The 15778-nt window shown below is 35.4% G+C and carries 11 protein-coding genes; 7 read left to right on the forward strand and 4 right to left on the reverse strand.

Features of this window, described 5'->3' with window-relative positions:
* Positions 1-19: 19 nt before the first annotated feature.
* The 3 genes from L0669_RS23035 to L0669_RS23045 form a co-directional block, all read right to left on the reverse strand.
* Positions 20-1582: a RagB/SusD family nutrient uptake outer membrane protein gene (locus L0669_RS23035; RefSeq protein ID WP_173971078.1), complete on the reverse strand. Its 1563-nt coding sequence runs from the start codon at positions 1580-1582 to the stop codon at positions 20-22.
* Between the two features lie 10 nt (positions 1583-1592).
* Positions 1593-4760, reverse strand: a complete 3168-nt coding sequence (locus tag L0669_RS23040) for a SusC/RagA family TonB-linked outer membrane protein (protein WP_263760208.1) — start codon at positions 4758-4760, stop codon at positions 1593-1595.
* A 313-nt stretch (positions 4761-5073) separates the two neighbouring features.
* On the reverse strand, positions 5074-5952 hold the full coding sequence (locus tag L0669_RS23045; RefSeq protein WP_173971080.1) for an AraC family transcriptional regulator: 879 nt from the start codon (positions 5950-5952) through the stop codon (positions 5074-5076).
* A 305-nt stretch (positions 5953-6257) separates the two neighbouring features.
* Between L0669_RS23045 and L0669_RS23050 the strand changes: the two genes are divergently transcribed.
* The 6 genes from L0669_RS23050 (at position 6258) to L0669_RS23075 (ending at position 14114) form a co-directional block, all read left to right on the forward strand.
* The gene (locus L0669_RS23050; protein WP_263760210.1) at positions 6258-7388 is read left to right on the forward strand and encodes a glycoside hydrolase family 26 protein; all 1131 of its coding nucleotides are present in this window, start codon (positions 6258-6260) and stop codon (positions 7386-7388) included.
* Positions 7389-7615: 227 nt separating this feature from the next.
* Positions 7616-9007: an MFS transporter gene (locus L0669_RS23055; RefSeq protein WP_263760212.1), complete on the forward strand. Its 1392-nt coding sequence runs from the start codon at positions 7616-7618 to the stop codon at positions 9005-9007.
* A 27-nt stretch (positions 9008-9034) separates the two neighbouring features.
* Positions 9035-10225: a glycoside hydrolase family 130 protein gene (locus L0669_RS23060; RefSeq protein ID WP_263760214.1), complete on the forward strand. Its 1191-nt coding sequence runs from the start codon at positions 9035-9037 to the stop codon at positions 10223-10225.
* 7 nt (positions 10226-10232) lie between these two features.
* Positions 10233-11423 (forward strand): AGE family epimerase/isomerase, encoded by a 1191-nt coding sequence (locus tag L0669_RS23065; RefSeq protein ID WP_263760231.1) that lies wholly within the window; start codon positions 10233-10235, stop codon positions 11421-11423.
* A 3-nt stretch (positions 11424-11426) separates the two neighbouring features.
* Positions 11427-12662, forward strand: coding sequence for a glycoside hydrolase family 26 protein (locus L0669_RS23070; RefSeq protein ID WP_263760233.1), 1236 nt, complete (start codon positions 11427-11429; stop codon positions 12660-12662).
* A gap of 165 nt (positions 12663-12827) precedes the next feature.
* Positions 12828-14114: a glycoside hydrolase 5 family protein gene (locus L0669_RS23075; protein ID WP_263760235.1), complete on the forward strand. Its 1287-nt coding sequence runs from the start codon at positions 12828-12830 to the stop codon at positions 14112-14114.
* Between the two features lie 124 nt (positions 14115-14238).
* Here L0669_RS23075 and mgrA read toward each other — a convergent pair whose 3' ends face one another.
* Complete coding sequence (gene mgrA / locus L0669_RS23080; protein ID WP_263760237.1) at positions 14239-15195, reverse strand: L-glyceraldehyde 3-phosphate reductase; 957 nt, start codon at positions 15193-15195, stop codon at positions 14239-14241.
* Positions 15196-15469: 274 nt separating this feature from the next.
* Between mgrA and L0669_RS23085 the strand changes: the two genes are divergently transcribed.
* Complete coding sequence (locus L0669_RS23085; RefSeq protein WP_263760239.1) at positions 15470-15718, forward strand: DUF433 domain-containing protein; 249 nt, start codon at positions 15470-15472, stop codon at positions 15716-15718.
* Positions 15719-15778 lie beyond the last annotated feature (60 nt).

A 15778-nucleotide genomic window follows, 5' to 3' on the forward strand; every position in this document is an offset into this window, starting at 1 on the left:
AATTGTTTTTCTTTAAGGTTTATTTAAAAACGTAAGGAACCGGAGCTTCTTTTAATTTTGGATTTTTCCTAACATCGTTGGCCGGTTTTGGAAAAATAAAATCAGTTTCTACCGGTGTATAATGTTTTTCTCCCTCATAATCAGAACCTCTGTCTTGTTTTGAAACGATATCTATAGCTTCAGCTCTTGGCAATCTGCCCAGGTCATACCAGAATTCTCCCTCAAAAGCAAACTCTACTCTACGTTCCTGAAACAATGCTTTTTTCGTTAATGGAATATTATTATCCAATTGACTTAAGCCTGCTCTTTTTCTCACTTTATTAAATGATGCTTTCGCAGAAGGATCACTGGTTTCATTAGCTCCTGCTAAAATTGCTTCGGCATGAATTAATAAAAGATCAGCGTAACGCATAATATAATTACAGTTGCTCATAGCGCCCCAATTGTCAGCCGGACCCGTTTCGCCGGTTTCCTGGCCTACAACATATTTTTTTACCGCTGCACCTGTCGCATCTAAAACATTTGGATATTTTGTTTTATCTAAAGTAAAACCTACTACATCATCTCCTTTTAATGCAGGATATGTATCTCCATAAATCATATAAGATTCTTTTCTTCTTAAATCTCCTACTTCAAAAGCTTCCTGAATATCATTAGAAGGCACATAAACTGCTCCGTAAGATACCCTGTCGTTTAGAATATCCAGACCATATTGTACATTAGAAAAATTTCCTGCCTGATATTCATTAACAGCACCAGACCATTGCCATGAGTAAATAGATTCTTCGTTATTGTTTTTACTTGTCAGGAACAAATCGGCGTAATTAGGCAAAAGACCAAATTCTCCTGAATTAATTACTTTCTCTGCCATTAATTTGGCGTTTGGATAATCCTTTTCATAAAGATAAACTTTAGCCAAAAACGACTCAGCGGTTCCTTGCGAAACAAAAACATTCTCTGTACTTCCCCCTCTCAATCTCACTTTTGATTTAAGATTTGCTGCAGCATATTTTAAATCATTTTCGATGAATTTATACACGTCTTCAATTCTGTTCGTATTCACCATTGGATTTTTAGCTAATGCTAAATTATCTTCAATAATAGGCACAGGCCCAAATAAACGAACTAAATAGAAATAGGAAACGGCTCTAAAAAAGTGCGCTTCGGCAATTGTATTTTTAATAACAGCAGGACTTACGCCCGCTTTTGCATTACTATTTAAATTATTAATTAAATCATTGGATTGAGCAATAACACCAAAACACGATCTCCAAGGATCAGATAAAATAAAACTATCCGACGTTAATTTAAATTGAATCACTTCATTTCCATCTACATTCGACCAGCAGTTTCCTGATGACATTTCTGAAAGAGCAAAGAAACATTTTGTAAAAAACGGCGCCCACATTCTTCCGTACATTCCGTAAGTAGTACGTTGTACCTGCTCGTCCGAAGTGTAAAAGTTATCACTAACATAACCATCCTGAGTAGGTCGATCTAAATAATCATCACTACATGAAGCAGATAAAGCCAGTAAAACAAAAACCGCTACGCTTTTAAAATTTATTTTATATATTTTCATAATCGTTTTATTAAAATTCAACATTCATTCCGAAAGTAATGGTACGGTTTGTTGGGTAACGTCCCGAATCAATTCCACTCAATAAAGCATTTTGATTATAGTCTCCAATTTCAGGATCATAACCTGTGTATTTTGTGAAAGTGTATAAGTTCTGAACACTTGCATAAAATCTCAACTTGCTTAATTTGGCTTTAGAAATCACATCTGATGGTAAATTATATCCAAAAGTTAACTGCGAAATTTTCAGGTAAGAACCATCTTCTACATAACGATCTGATATAGCGATGTTAGGATGTCCGTCTCCGCCATCAGGTCTTGGATATTTAGCATTCGGATTATCCGGTGTCCAGAAATCAGCCGCTTCTGCTAATTGATTTTCGTATAAACGTTGGTTTTTTGTTGCAGCTCTTCTCGTCAAATTCATTACTTTATTTCCCTGAGAACCTGTTAAGAAAATAGAAAGATCAAGATTTTTGTATCTGAATTGATTGTTGAAACTATAGATAAAATCAGCCTGAGGATTTCCTATGTATGTTAAATCCTTCTCGTCGATTAACCCATCTTTATTTTGATCTACATATTCTACATCACCCAAAACACTTTTTACCGCTTTGTTTCCTGTATACGGAATTGGCGCATTGGCTAATTGTTCGTTTGTTCTGATGATTCCAACAGTTTCATAGCCATAAAACTGACCAATTGGCTGACCCACTTCGCTTTTCGTAACGGTTTTTGTAGTATATCCGTTAACCTGAACATCTTTAATCAAATCAAAATTATCAACTAAGCTCAACAGTTTATTGTTGTTTTTAGAAAACATAAGAGTAGCATCCCAAGAGAAATTTTTAGAAAAACTATTCGAATATTTAAGCGTTGCCTCAATACCCTGATTTCTCATACTTCCTAAGTTTACTGTTGGCGCTGCCAAACCACCCTGATATTGCTCTAAACCGGTAACATAAGTTGGTAAAGGCAATACAAATAAAAATCCAGAAGATTGTTTTCTGTACACATCTACAGTAGCAAACAGTTTCGCTTTAAACAAACTAAAATCAAGACCTAAGTTGGTATCTTCGGCTTTTTGCCATGTAAGATCCGGATTGGCAATATTACCCGCTGTAAAGAAATTCCCTAAAGCAGATTTAATGGTTTGAATATTTGAACTGTACAATCCACCGCCAATGTTTTGGTTTCCTGTTTCACCGTATCCCACTCTAAATTTAATATTGTCGATATAATCTTTGGTACCTTCCATGAATTTTTCGTTAGAAAGTTTCCAGGATCCGGAAATCGAAGGAAAGTAACCCCATCTTTTATCTTCGGCAAAATTAGAACTACCGTCAGCTCTTATTGTCGCCTGTAAAAAGTACTTGTTATCGAAATTATAATTTAAAGATCCTAAGAAAGAGTACAAAGCATTTTCGCCTTTGTATTCGCTGGCAACCAATGTTTTTTGATCTCCAAGATTTATCGAGTGAACATCATTACTCAACAAACCACTTATAGACTGACTCCCTCCAAACCAATGTGAATCATTAGCTTCCTGAAGTCCCATAAGCGTAAAATTATGTTTTCCTGTAGCAAAGCTGTACGTCAGCATATTTTTAAGATTCAGTCCGTACCATGTATTTGATCTTTCCTGAAGTTGGTTGACTTTATTTACAGCGGCTCCCCAAGCATAAGTAGGCTGAAATCCTTCGAAATTTTGAATGTTGGTTGAGCCTCCAAAATCGAAACGATAATCCAATCCTTTTGCTAGCTTAATACTAGCATAAAAATTACCCTGAAAATTCTTTTGTACCAAATAATTGGTGTTCATTAAAGTACTTGCAACCGGATTAATCCAGGCTCCTTGCGTACCATTTTTAGGCGGTCCTGCATAAGTACCATCTAAATTTCTAACCGCAACATCAGGAGTAGATAATATCGTAGTACCAATAATACCATCGCTGTAACCTTCTATAGTAATATTTTGGTTCGTAATACCTGTATTAAGCGTAACTCCAACTGTTAACCAGTCTTTAATTTTTGTATCCAAATTAACTTTAAAAGTATATCTTTTAAAATCAGAACCAATAACAACCCCGTCCTGATTTAGGTATCCGCCAGAAATATAATAACTTGTATTATCCTTTGCTCCTGAAAAAGACAATTGGTGACTATTCATCAAAGCCGTTCTGTATATTTCGTCCTGCCAGTTTGTTCCTTTACCCAAAACCGAAGGTACCGCAAACTCATCTCTTGGTGCTACACCATAATATTCAGCCAATGCCGTTTGTTGTTTAGCATATTGGCTTAGATCCATAGTTTTAAGTAATCGTGTCACATTTTGAGTAGAAAAGGCAGTATCGTAGGTTATTCTTCCTGTTCCTTTTTTACCTTTTTTAGTTGTAATAATCACCACTCCATTCGACGCCCTGGAACCATATACCGCAGCTGAAGCCGCATCTTTTAAGATATCCATCGTTTCAATATCATTAGGGTTCAAAAATGCCAATGGACTATTGGTTACGCTTCCTGTATTGGTACCAATATAACCACTAACAATTGTTCCTCCTGTAGCCTGGTTTGTAGCGTCTCCAGAGATAGGAATACCATCTACAATATATAACGGTTCATTACTACCACCCAGCGATGCACTACCACGAATCTTAACAGAAACACTTCCTCCGGGTTTACCCGAGTTATTGGTCACAACAACACCGGCAGCTCTACCTTGCAGTAATTGCTCTACCGTTACTTGCTGAGAATCTTTAAAATCTTTTGCTGTTACTGATGAAATTGCACCTGTTACATCTTTTCTTTTCTGGTTACGATATCCCACGTTTACCAGTACTTCACGCAAATCCTCAGCACTAAGCTTTAAGACTACGTTTATTTTACCTCCATTTTTTACATTGATTGTTTGAGTAACATATCCTATAAATGAAACTGAAATACTAGCGTTTGCTGGCGCATCAATAGCATAGTTTCCGTCAAAATCTGTTGAAACTGATTTTTTAGTTCCTGTTACCATGACATTTGCGCCCGGTATCGAAAGTCCCTTATCATCAGATACTACTCCTGTTACCTTAACCTGAGCCGTAATAAAATTACTGGTCAGTAACAAAAATAAAATCAAAGGAACCGCTCTGTGGTTAGCGTTCCAATGAATGAAGTTAGTCATTAGTTTTTTCATAATAAATGTTTGGTTAGTTTAAATTTGTTGTTCTAATTCAAGTCATAAAAAAGGGTTGTATTTATTTCTTAAATTATTTAACAAATCTATAACACAAGGAAACATTAAATCGATAGTATTATATCATTTGATGATAATATTTTTACTATAACGTTTTAAAAAAACACATATGAAAATAAAAAGTGTAAAAAATTACATTATTCGCAAATCAACCCCAGTAAACTACTTGATCTTATAAATAAAAATTAGCGAATTCGCCGAAAAGCAAACGATTTCGTTAAAAATAATATTTGTTTGTGCAAAAAAAGTATCACTACAAAATACGTTTTAACCCAGAAAAATCTTCTCTATATTGACTAGGAGTACAATTTTTAATAGCCTTAAAACTACGATTGAAATTGGCGATGTTATTAAATCCGGATTTAAAAGCTACTTCAGAAACGCTCATATCTTTTTCTACAAGCCAACGTGCCGCATACCCAATACGGATATCATTGATATAATTAACGAAAGTTTTTCCGGTGCGTTTTTTAATAAAACGATTAAATGAAATTATCGACATACTCGCAATATTCGCCACATCCTCTAAAGTGATTTTTTCTGCAAAATGTTTCTGCACATATTCATACACGAGCTTCATTTTATCGTAATCATCAAACGTATCATAATCTACCGTATAAGTCGAAAGCAAGCGCTGATTTCTTGAATTGGCTAAATCATAAAGCAATGAAGTAATTTCTAAAAAGTAATCCATACCGTCTAATTTAGAAAGCTTTACCAGCCTTGGAGTCAATTCTTCGGCTACTTTTTTCGAAAATAAAATACCATGAATAGATCTGTTAAACATATCACGAATAGGATTCATAATACGTCTTGACAATAAAGATTCATGAAAAAGATCGTTATGAAACTGAATCGTTATTTCGTGAATTTTTTTACTTGTACATTTATTTAATTCCCAACCGTGATATAAATTCGGACCAATTAAAACCAGTTCGACATTATCTATTTCTTCAATATTATCGCCCACAACACGCTTTACTCCTTTTCCGTTTAAAATAAAATTGATCTCAAATTCCGGATGATAATGCACCGGAAAATCAAAACTATCTTTCACTCTGTCGAAAACCAAAAAACTGTCTCCCGCCGAAAGCGGAGCAATTTCTCTGTAAAAATTTTTAGTGTTACTCATCTTTAAAAACTATTTTAGGAAGTACTATTCGTTTTTTTATTTGCAATAATATGATATATAATTGATAAAATAATATTAATTAGACGATAAACATCCGATTATCTTTGAAAAATAGAATTATCATTTTTACAAAAAGAATATTGATATTAAACATTAATCACTTTTAATAGAATATCTTTTTAAAGTTTTGATAATTTTAATCAAAAATTAATACTGATAAACAGATTGCAAAAATTAAGGTTTTGCAAGACTTGTTTCAATTGTTACTTTTACACTTATTACACTGAAAAACAACCATTTTCCTAATGAAAAAAAACATACTAACACTAATCGCCTCGATATTTATAGGAACTTCTTGTTCATCACAGCAAATTATAAGTAATACTAATTTGTCACTTTCAGATAAAAAAGCAACACCAGAAACGGTTTCTTTATATAAAAAACTCAATCAGTTGACTCAAAAAGGATATTTATTCGGGCATCAGGACGATCTTGCTTATGGTGTAAACTGGAAATACGAAGACGGTAGAAGTGATATAAAAGATGTTGTTGGCGATTATCCAGCGGTGTATGGCTGGGATCTTGCCGGCTTAGAAAAAGACAGTCCGGATAATATAGATGGTATTCCGTTTACAAAAATGAAACAATATATAGAAGAAAGCCATGAAAGAGGCGGTATCACAACCATCAGCTGGCATTCTGACAATCCTGCAACCGGAAAAAGTGCCTGGGACAATACACCAAATTCACTTAAAACAGTTTTACCTGGTGGAGAAAACCATCAAAAATATACAATTTGGTTAGACAAAGCCGCAAAATATCTGCTTTCCTTAAAGGATAAAAAAGGAAAAAATATTCCGATACTTTTTAGGCCGTATCACGAACTTACAGGCGGATGGTTTTGGTGGGGAAAAGGAAATGGCACACCGGACGAGTTTAAAACTTTATGGAAATTCACTTTTAATTATTTGCAAAAAAAAGGAGTTCATAATTTAATTTACATTTATAATACCAGTAGTTTCAGCTCTCAGGAAGATTTTCTGGCCAATTATCCCGGTGATAATTATGCTGATATGATAAGTTTTGATTCTTATCAGAACAATGACGATAAAGACGGTAAAAAATTCATAGCAGAAGTGCAAAACCAACTGAAAATTATAGATGAAATTGGTAAAAAACAACACAAACTAATTGCTATTGCTGAGGCAGGTTACGAAGCCATTCCAGACCCAAAATGGTGGACAGGAACTTTATCTAAAGCAATTGGCGATTATAAAATTTCTTATGTTTTATTCTGGAGAAACCACGGCTGGCAGGAAAAAGAACAAAAAATGCATTACTACGCGCCATATTCCGGACAGATAAGTGAGAAAGATTTTATTGAATATTATAAACTTGACAAGACGTTATTCGAAAAAGACATTAGAAAAAATTAAAAATTGAAAATTAAAAATTAAAAATCTGTTTAAATCTGCGAGATCTGCGAGCGAAAAATTCGATACATAGAAACATCCATTTTAAAGATATCGCATTCAAAATAAAATCTGTTTTTATCCGCGTTTTTACGAAGTAAATCCGTTTTATCTGCGTGCTAAAAAATTCAACACATAGAAACATTAAAATAATTAACCAAATCTAAATCACAACCTTTAAAAAAAGCCTAATGCACGACAAAATTAGTTTAAAAGAAAAAATAGGTTACGGCCTAGGAGATGCTGCATCATCCATGTTCTGGAAAATTTTCAGTATGTATCTTCTATTTTTCTATACCGATGTCTTCGGACTGGCGCCTGCCGTTGTAGGAACCATGTTTTTGATTACCCGAATCTGGGATTCTTGTTTTGATCCGATCGTGGGAATCATTGCCGATAGAACAAAAAGCAAATGGGGAAAATTCAGACCTTACCTTTTGTGGGTTGCTGTGCCTTTTGCCGTTATCGGAGTTTTGACTTTTTATACGCCTGATTTTGACGAAAAAGGAAAAATAATTTATGCTTATGTTACCTATTCGGCGATGATGATGATTTATTCGCTGATCAATGTGCCCTATGCATCACTTTTGGGAGTAATGTCATCTGACCGAAAAGAAAGAAATACTTTGTCTTCTTATAGAATGGTTTTTGCTTTTGGAGGAAGTCTTCTCGCGCTTTGGTTAATTGAGCCTTTAGTGAATTATTTTGGAGGAAGCCTAAACTCTAAATCAGGCTGGCTGGCTACAATTGCCGTTTTCGGAATCATTACAACTGTTTTTTTCTGGGCTTGTTTTTTCTTTACGAAAGAAAGGGTAAAACCAATTTCAGACGAACAAAACAATCTAAAGGAAGATTTAAAAGATTTACTAAAAAATAAACCCTGGTGGATTTTACTGGGAGCCGGAATTGGTGCATTGGTTTTTAATTCTATCCGTGACGGAGCTGCCGTTTATTACTTTAAATATTATGTAAGTAACAGCGTGAACTTCGATTTTTCTCTTTTCGGGACAGATTTTCACATGACGCCCACTTCTATTTATTTGGTTTTAGGGCAAGCCGCCAATATCATTGGAGTTATTGCTGCTACGCCAATTGCCAACAGAATTGGTAAAAAGAAAACCTTTTTTGGTGCCATGGCATTAGCCGCAATTTTGAGTTTGATTTTCTATTTCTTTGGGAAAGAAGATGTGTTCTTAATCATGAGCTTTCAGGTTTTAATCAGTATTTGTGCAGGTTGTATTTTTCCATTAATCTGGTCGATGTATGCCGATAGCGCCGATTACTCAGAATGGAAACAAGGCCGCAGAGCAACAGGATTGGTTTTCTCTGCATCATCCATGTCACAAAAATTTGGATGGACCATTGGTGGTGCCGGAACCGGATGGCTTTTAGGCTATTATGGTTTTCAGGCCAATGTCGAGCAAACCGCCGTAACCCAAAACGGAATTCAATTAATGTTAAGCATACTTCCTGCCATTGCAGCAATAATATCAGTCGCTTTTATCTTGTTTTATCCGTTATCCGAAAATAAACTTCAGGTAATCGAACAGGATTTAAACGAAAAACGAGACCAAAACAATTAAAAAATACAGATACAGAAATCTATTTATATGACAGCAATAGCCTCTTCGACTACATTTCAGGATAGAAAAGTAGCATTAGAAAAAGAACATACAACACTGATCGAGCAAAAAAATGCGCCACAGGATCACGCCGGAAACGGTATATACGAACGCTACAAAAATCCGGTTGTTACAGCAGCCCATGTACCATTGAACTGGCGCTTTGACCTTAACGAAAAAACCAATCCGTTTTTACAGGAAAGGATCGGGATGAATGCCGCTTTTAACGCAGGCGCCATGAAATGGAAGGGAAAATATTTACTGGCAGTTCGCGTAGAAGGAATCGACAGAAAATCTTTTTTCGCTATTGCGGAAAGTCCAAACGGAGTCGATAATTTTAAATTTTGGGACAAACCCTGCGTGATTCCACAAACCGCAGAACCAGACACCAATGTTTATGATATGCGTTTGATTCACCATGAAGACGGTTGGATTTACGGTATTTTTTGTACGGAAAGAAAAGATCCAAAAGCGCCTAAAAGCGATACAAGTTCGGCTGTAGCCAATGCGGGAATCGTACGTACTAAAGATTTAATAAACTGGGAAAGATTACCGGATTTGATTTCGAATACCGGACAACAGCGTAATGTGGTTTTGCACCCTGAATTTGTAAACGGAAAATATGCTTTATATACACGTCCGCAAGATGGTTTTATTGATGTTGGTGCCGGCGGCGGAATTGGTTTAGGATATGTTGACGATATGACAAATCCGGTTGTGAAGGATGAAAAAATCATCTTCGGAAAACAGTATCACACAATTTATGAATTGAAAAATGGTCTTGGCCCTGCTCCTATCAAAACCGAAAAAGGCTGGTTGCATCTCGCACACGGCGTTCGTAATACCGCTGCAGGATTGCGTTACACGCTTTATATGTTCATGACAGATTTAAACGATATTTCGAAAGTGACACACGTTCCGGCAGGACATTTTATGGGACCTGAAGGAATCGAAAGAGTTGGCGATGTATCGAATGTATTGTTCTCAAACGGATGGATTGAAGATACTGACGGAACGGTTTATGTATATTACGCATCATCTGATACCAGAATGCATGTTGCTGTTTCGTCTGTAGAAAAACTGGTTGATTATGTTGTTAATACTCCCGCAGATACTTTTATCTCAGCAGGTTCAGTGAAAACGATCATCAATCAAATCGATAAAAACAACACAATTTAAATCTACCGTGTCAGTACAACTCAAGCAACTTAAATCGGAATTATCAGACGAACTTGATGCTATTCTAAAATATTGGTCTAAACATACTTTAGACAATGAAAATGGTGGTTTTGTTGGTCAGATTGATTTTAATGATCATATCATTGCCAATACTGAAAAAGGTGCTGTTTTGAACGCCCGGATTTTATGGAGTTTTTCGGCAAGTTATAAAGTCACAAAAAACGAAAGTCATAAAAAGATTGCAAAACGCGCTTTTGAGTTTCTTTCGGAATATTTTTATGATGCTGAATTTGGCGGTTTATTCTGGAGTATCAATGCTGACAAAACACCAAAAGATACTAAAAATCAGATCTATGCTTTAGCTTTTGCTATTTACGGATTATCTGAATATTATGCTATTGCTAAAGATGACAAAGCTTTAGAAATAGCGATAAATTTATATTTAAAGATTCAGGAACACAGTTACGATAATGAGCACAAAGGTTATTTTGAAGCTTTAACCAGAGATTGGCAACCTATTGATGATTTGCGTTTGAGCGATAAAGATGCCAACGAAAAGAAAACTATGAACACGCACTTGCACATTGTTGAGGCTTATGCGAATTTATTCAGGGTTTGGAAAGATAAAACGCTTCAAAACAATATTGTAGAGCTATTACAAACGATTGAAAAACATTTTATTAATACCGAAACAGGTCATTTACGTTTATTTTTTGATGAAAACTGGATCGAAAAACCGGACGTGAGCTCTTACGGGCATGATATCGAAGCGGCTTGGCTTTTATTGCAATGTGCCGAAATTTCTGAGGATGAAACGCTGATTGCCAATTATAAAAAACATGCCATTCAGATGGCCGAAGCAACAAAAGAAGGACTTGATTCTGATGGTGGTTTGTGGTACGAATTAGATCCTAAAAAAAATGAATTAGTCGCCGAAAAACATTGGTGGGTTCAGGCCGAAGCTTTAATTGGTTTTTACAACGCTTATCAATTAACAGGCGATGAAACTTATTTAGACATTGTTTACAAAAACTGGAAGTTTATAAAAAAATACATTCTGGACAAAGAAAACGGAGAATGGTTCTGGGGAATTAACCGCGATTATTCTTTGATCGAAAAAGACAAAGCCGGTTTCTGGAAATGTCCGTATCATAATAGTCGCGCTTGTTTGGAATTAATTGAGCGCATTAAAACATAAAAGATGAAAACTACATTTCTGAAAATAGCATTTTTAAGCCTGTCGATTTTAGCAATTTCAAGCTGTTCTTCAAACGACGAATCAGATCCTGAAATCATTATTGAACCGCCAGTTGTAAACCCAGGCGATCTGTTGACTACGCAAAATGTCGCAACCTACATGGTCGATGCAAATGCTACCAAAGAAACTGTAGCTTTATTTTATAATTTAAAAAAGCTTGCCAAAACTAAAATTGCCGTTGGTCAGCAGGATGCTTTTAATAGTTTTTATCAGGATAACGGCGGAGATTCTGACATCAAAAAAAATACAGGTTCTGATCCTGCAATTTTAGGCTCTGACTTTATGTTTATTACTGATAAAAACAATAACAATCAGGCGGATAACTGGTTTTATCACGAAGAAGAAAAAATTTTAATCGCTACAAAAGCCGCTTACGCGAAAGGAATAATCAATACTTTTTGCTGGCATTTGAGAGAACCAATTAAAGAAGATTCTTTTTATACGGCCGATATGACAGCAGATCAAAAAGCAAATGCTTTCAAAAGTATTTTGCCTGGCGGAGTAAATCATGAATGGTATAAGAAAAAATTAGACAAAATTGCCAGTGTTCTTTTAAATCTAAAAGGTTCGAAAGGAGAATTGATTCCGATTATCTTCAGGCCTTTTCATGAATTTGATGGAAGCTGGTTTTGGTGGGGTGCTAATTTCGTCACGGCTCAGGAATATAAAACGGCTTATCAGTTCACCGTTGATTACTTAAAAAACAGTAAAGGCGTTCATAATATTCTCTATGCCTTTTCGCCTGACAACTCGTATACTACAGAAGCGAATTATTTAAGCAGGTATCCCGGTGATAAATATGTAGATATTTTAGGAATGGACAACTATGGAGATTTTGATAATCAGGGACAATATGGTGCTAACAAAGCCAATTCTAAACTAAAAATAATTGCTGATTTGGCTAAAGCCAAAGTAAAAATTGCAGCATTAACAGAAACCGGTTATCAGGTTACAAATGCAAAAATGCCAATAACAGATTGGTTTTCGACTTATTTGTACAGCGCATTAACATCGAATGATATTGAAGTTAGTTATGCCATGCTTTGGAACAATACTAAAGATGCTTATTTTGTACCAAATGGCGCCGTTTCGAATGCAGCAGATTTCAAGACATTTGCTACGAAGCCAAAAATAACATTAGTCAATTCTTTACCAAAGATCTATGAATTGCCAAAGTAACATAAAGTATGTCATTGCGATGAACGAAGCAACAATAATCACGTTTACTAACTAAAAAGGATATACTACATGAGATTGCTTCGTTCCTCGCAATGACTAATGAATACCTAAATCCCTATCCCTGATAGCGACTGACGAAGTAATTAGCTCCTAAAAATATAAATAATGAAAAACAGATTTCTAAAAACTCTTGTCTTCGGTTTAATGCTTTCTACAATTGCTTGTCAGGCGCAGGAAAGAATTACGGTTAAGGGAACGCAATTTTATAAAGGCGATAAACCTTACGCCTATATTGGTACGAATTATTGGTATGGAAGTTTATTAGCTTCGAAAAAAGTGGGCGACCGAAAAAGATTGCTTCGCGAACTGGATTTGATGCAGAAAAACGGAATCGATAACTTGAGAATTCTCGTGGGTGCCGATGGCGGAAAATACGATTTTACGGTTCGTCCAGCATTGCAATACGAACAGGGAAAATATGATGAGGATTTGCTTGACGGCCTGGATTTTTTGATCAACGAAATGAGCAAACGTAAAATGTATGCGGTTTTGTATTTGACGAATAACTGGGAATGGTCGGGCGGAATGTCGCAATATTTAGAATGGAATGGTAAAGGCGCGATTCCTGTTCCGAATATTGCCCCCAATACCTGGCCGCAATTTATGGCGTATACAGAACAATTCCATAGTTGTGAGCCTTGTATGAAAGCTTTAGAAGATCATGTAAAGTTTATTATTGGCAGAACCAATAAATATTCGAAAAAGAAATATACCGAAGATAATACCATTATGGCGTGGCAAGTGGGCAATGAACCAAGGCTTTTTACGGTAGAAAATGAAACGAAATTTACGATTTGGCTGAATAATATTGTAAATCTGATTGATAGTTTAGATAAAAACCATTTAGTTTCGACGGGTTCTGAAGGAAAAAACAGCTCGAACGATAGTATGGAAATCTTCGAGAGAACGCACAAAAATCCAAATATCGATTATTTGACGATGCACATCTGGCCTAAAAACTGGAACTGGTTCAAAGCTGATAATGCCGAAAAAACAATGCCAACAACTCTTGAAAATGCGGGAAAATATATTGACGATCATATTAAAGTGGCCAATAATTTAAAACGCCCTATTATTATTGAAGAATTTGGTTTAGGAAGAGAAAATGAAAGTTTACTGGCAACGACATCAACAAAAAACAGGGATGTTTTTTATGATTACATTTTTAGCAGAGTTGCCGAAAGCGTTAAAAATAACGGCCCGTTGCAAGCTGCGAATTTCTGGGGATTTGGTGGTGAAGGAAAAGCGGTAACTCAAGACGGAAAATGGAATCCCGGAGATCCATTAACAACAGATCCACCACAAGAACCACAAGGATTGAATTCGGTTTTTTCTTCGGATAAATCGACTTTGGATATTGTGAAGAAGTATAATTTACAATTGAAAAAATAGATAAAGTACACCTTTTTATATTTCAAACCCGACAGGTTTCAAAAACCTGTCGGGTTTATTGTTTCATATAAACGACAGAGACGCACTGCTGTGCTCCTCTACGATCTGTATTTACAGAAATAGATTATGCTAAAATTTTCTCGATTGCATTCAATTCATCCTGAGTAAAATCAAGATTTTGCAAACAATCGATATTATTATTTAATTGTCGTACTGAACTTGCGCCTATTAAAACCGATGTAATACGTTTGTCTTTTTGCAACCAAGCCAAAGCCATTTGTGCCAAAGATTGATTACGATTTTGTGCAATTTCGTTTAGCTGAACTAATTTATTAATACGTTCGGGAGTAACCTCATCTTCTTTCAAATGTCCGTTTGGATTATGCGCTCTGGAATTATCAGGAATTCCGTTCAGGTATTTGTCTGTTAAAAGTCCTTGTGCCAAAGGTGAAAATGCGATGCAGCCCACTCCTTTTTCTTCCAAAACATCCAATAAACCGTTTTCTACCCAACGTTCTAACATTGAATATTTTGCCTGATGAATCAAACATGGCGTGCCTAATTGTTTCAAAACATCAACCGCAACACGAGTTTGCTCTGCTGAGTAATTACTGATTCCAACATACAACGCTTTTCCGCTTCTTACGGCATAATCAAGCGCCATCATAGTTTCTTCTATTGGCGTTTCCGGATCTGGGCGATGCGAATAAAAGATATCGACATAATCGACTTTCATGCGTTTCAAACTCTGATCTAAGCTTGATAATAAATACTTGCGAGAACCCCAATCTCCATAAGGCCCGTCCCACATTGTGTAACCTGCTTTGGTAGAAATGATGATTTCGTCACGTAAATTTCCCTGGAAATTGTGCCAAAGAATTTTACCAAAATTAGTTTCTGCAGAACCTGGAACTGGTCCGTAATTATTTGCCAAATCAAAGTGGGTAATTCCTTTATCAAAAGCTTCTACAGCAATACTTTCGGCGTTTTCAAAATTATCGACCGACCCAAAGTTATGCCACAATCCTAAAGAAATTTCAGGAAGTAATAATCCGCTTCTTCCGCATCTGTTATATTTCATTGTTTTAGTTTAATGGTTGAAAGTTTTATAGGTTTTAAAGATAGAAAAATATCAAAAGTTATAATCCGAAAAATTGTGTTTTTTTAATCGCGCAAAGACGCTAAGTCGCAAAGTTTTTTTGCCACGAATTCACGAATGAATTGCTTCAAAATTCGCATCAGTTTTTTTTCATAGCCCCTAGTTTTAACTAGGGAAATTTATATGTAAATAAAAAAAAGTTTTAGCCAAACCTAATTAGCATTTAATATTTGTAAATTGCTATAAATATTAAATCATGAAAAATAAGCATCAAAATATAATTTCAATAGATCCTAACATTAGATTTGGAAAGCTGATAATTACAGGAACAAGAATTTGTGTTGTTGATATTCTTTCATGGCTCTCTATCGGAATGTCTATTGAAGAAATCATTGAGGATTTTCCTGAACTAAAACGAGAACATATTCTTGCTACTCTAGCTTTTGCTGCTAATCGAAAAAACATAAAAAAAAAATATAGAAATTTCATTCTAGCAATGAATTAGAACCTAAACCTGTATTGCATAGCCCCTAGCTTCAGCTAGGGAAATTTATAGTCAAATAAA

This window comes from Flavobacterium bizetiae (assembly GCF_024271895.1).
Classification (GTDB): Bacteria; Bacteroidota; Bacteroidia; order Flavobacteriales; family Flavobacteriaceae; genus Flavobacterium; species Flavobacterium bizetiae.

What these genes read in the sequence shown, in the direction of transcription:
- L0669_RS23040 (WP_263760208.1), bottom strand. Translation starts at nt 4,760, where the DNA reads ATGAAAAAACTAATGACTAACTTCATTCATTGGAACGCTAACCACAGA.
- L0669_RS23075 (WP_263760235.1), top strand. Translation starts at nt 12,828, where the DNA reads ATGAAAAACAGATTTCTAAAAACTCTTGTCTTCGGTTTAATGCTTTCT.
- mgrA (WP_263760237.1), bottom strand. Translation starts at nt 15,195, where the DNA reads ATGAAATATAACAGATGCGGAAGAAGCGGATTATTACTTCCTGAAATT.
- L0669_RS23035 (WP_173971078.1), bottom strand. Translation starts at nt 1,582, where the DNA reads ATGAAAATATATAAAATAAATTTTAAAAGCGTAGCGGTTTTTGTTTTA.
- L0669_RS23085 (WP_263760239.1), top strand. Translation starts at nt 15,470, where the DNA reads ATGAAAAATAAGCATCAAAATATAATTTCAATAGATCCTAACATTAGA.
- L0669_RS23070 (WP_263760233.1), top strand. Translation starts at nt 11,427, where the DNA reads ATGAAAACTACATTTCTGAAAATAGCATTTTTAAGCCTGTCGATTTTA.
- L0669_RS23045 (WP_173971080.1), bottom strand. Translation starts at nt 5,952, where the DNA reads ATGAGTAACACTAAAAATTTTTACAGAGAAATTGCTCCGCTTTCGGCG.
- L0669_RS23050 (WP_263760210.1), top strand. Translation starts at nt 6,258, where the DNA reads ATGAAAAAAAACATACTAACACTAATCGCCTCGATATTTATAGGAACT.
- L0669_RS23060 (WP_263760214.1), top strand. Translation starts at nt 9,035, where the DNA reads ATGACAGCAATAGCCTCTTCGACTACATTTCAGGATAGAAAAGTAGCA.
- L0669_RS23055 (WP_263760212.1), top strand. Translation starts at nt 7,616, where the DNA reads ATGCACGACAAAATTAGTTTAAAAGAAAAAATAGGTTACGGCCTAGGA.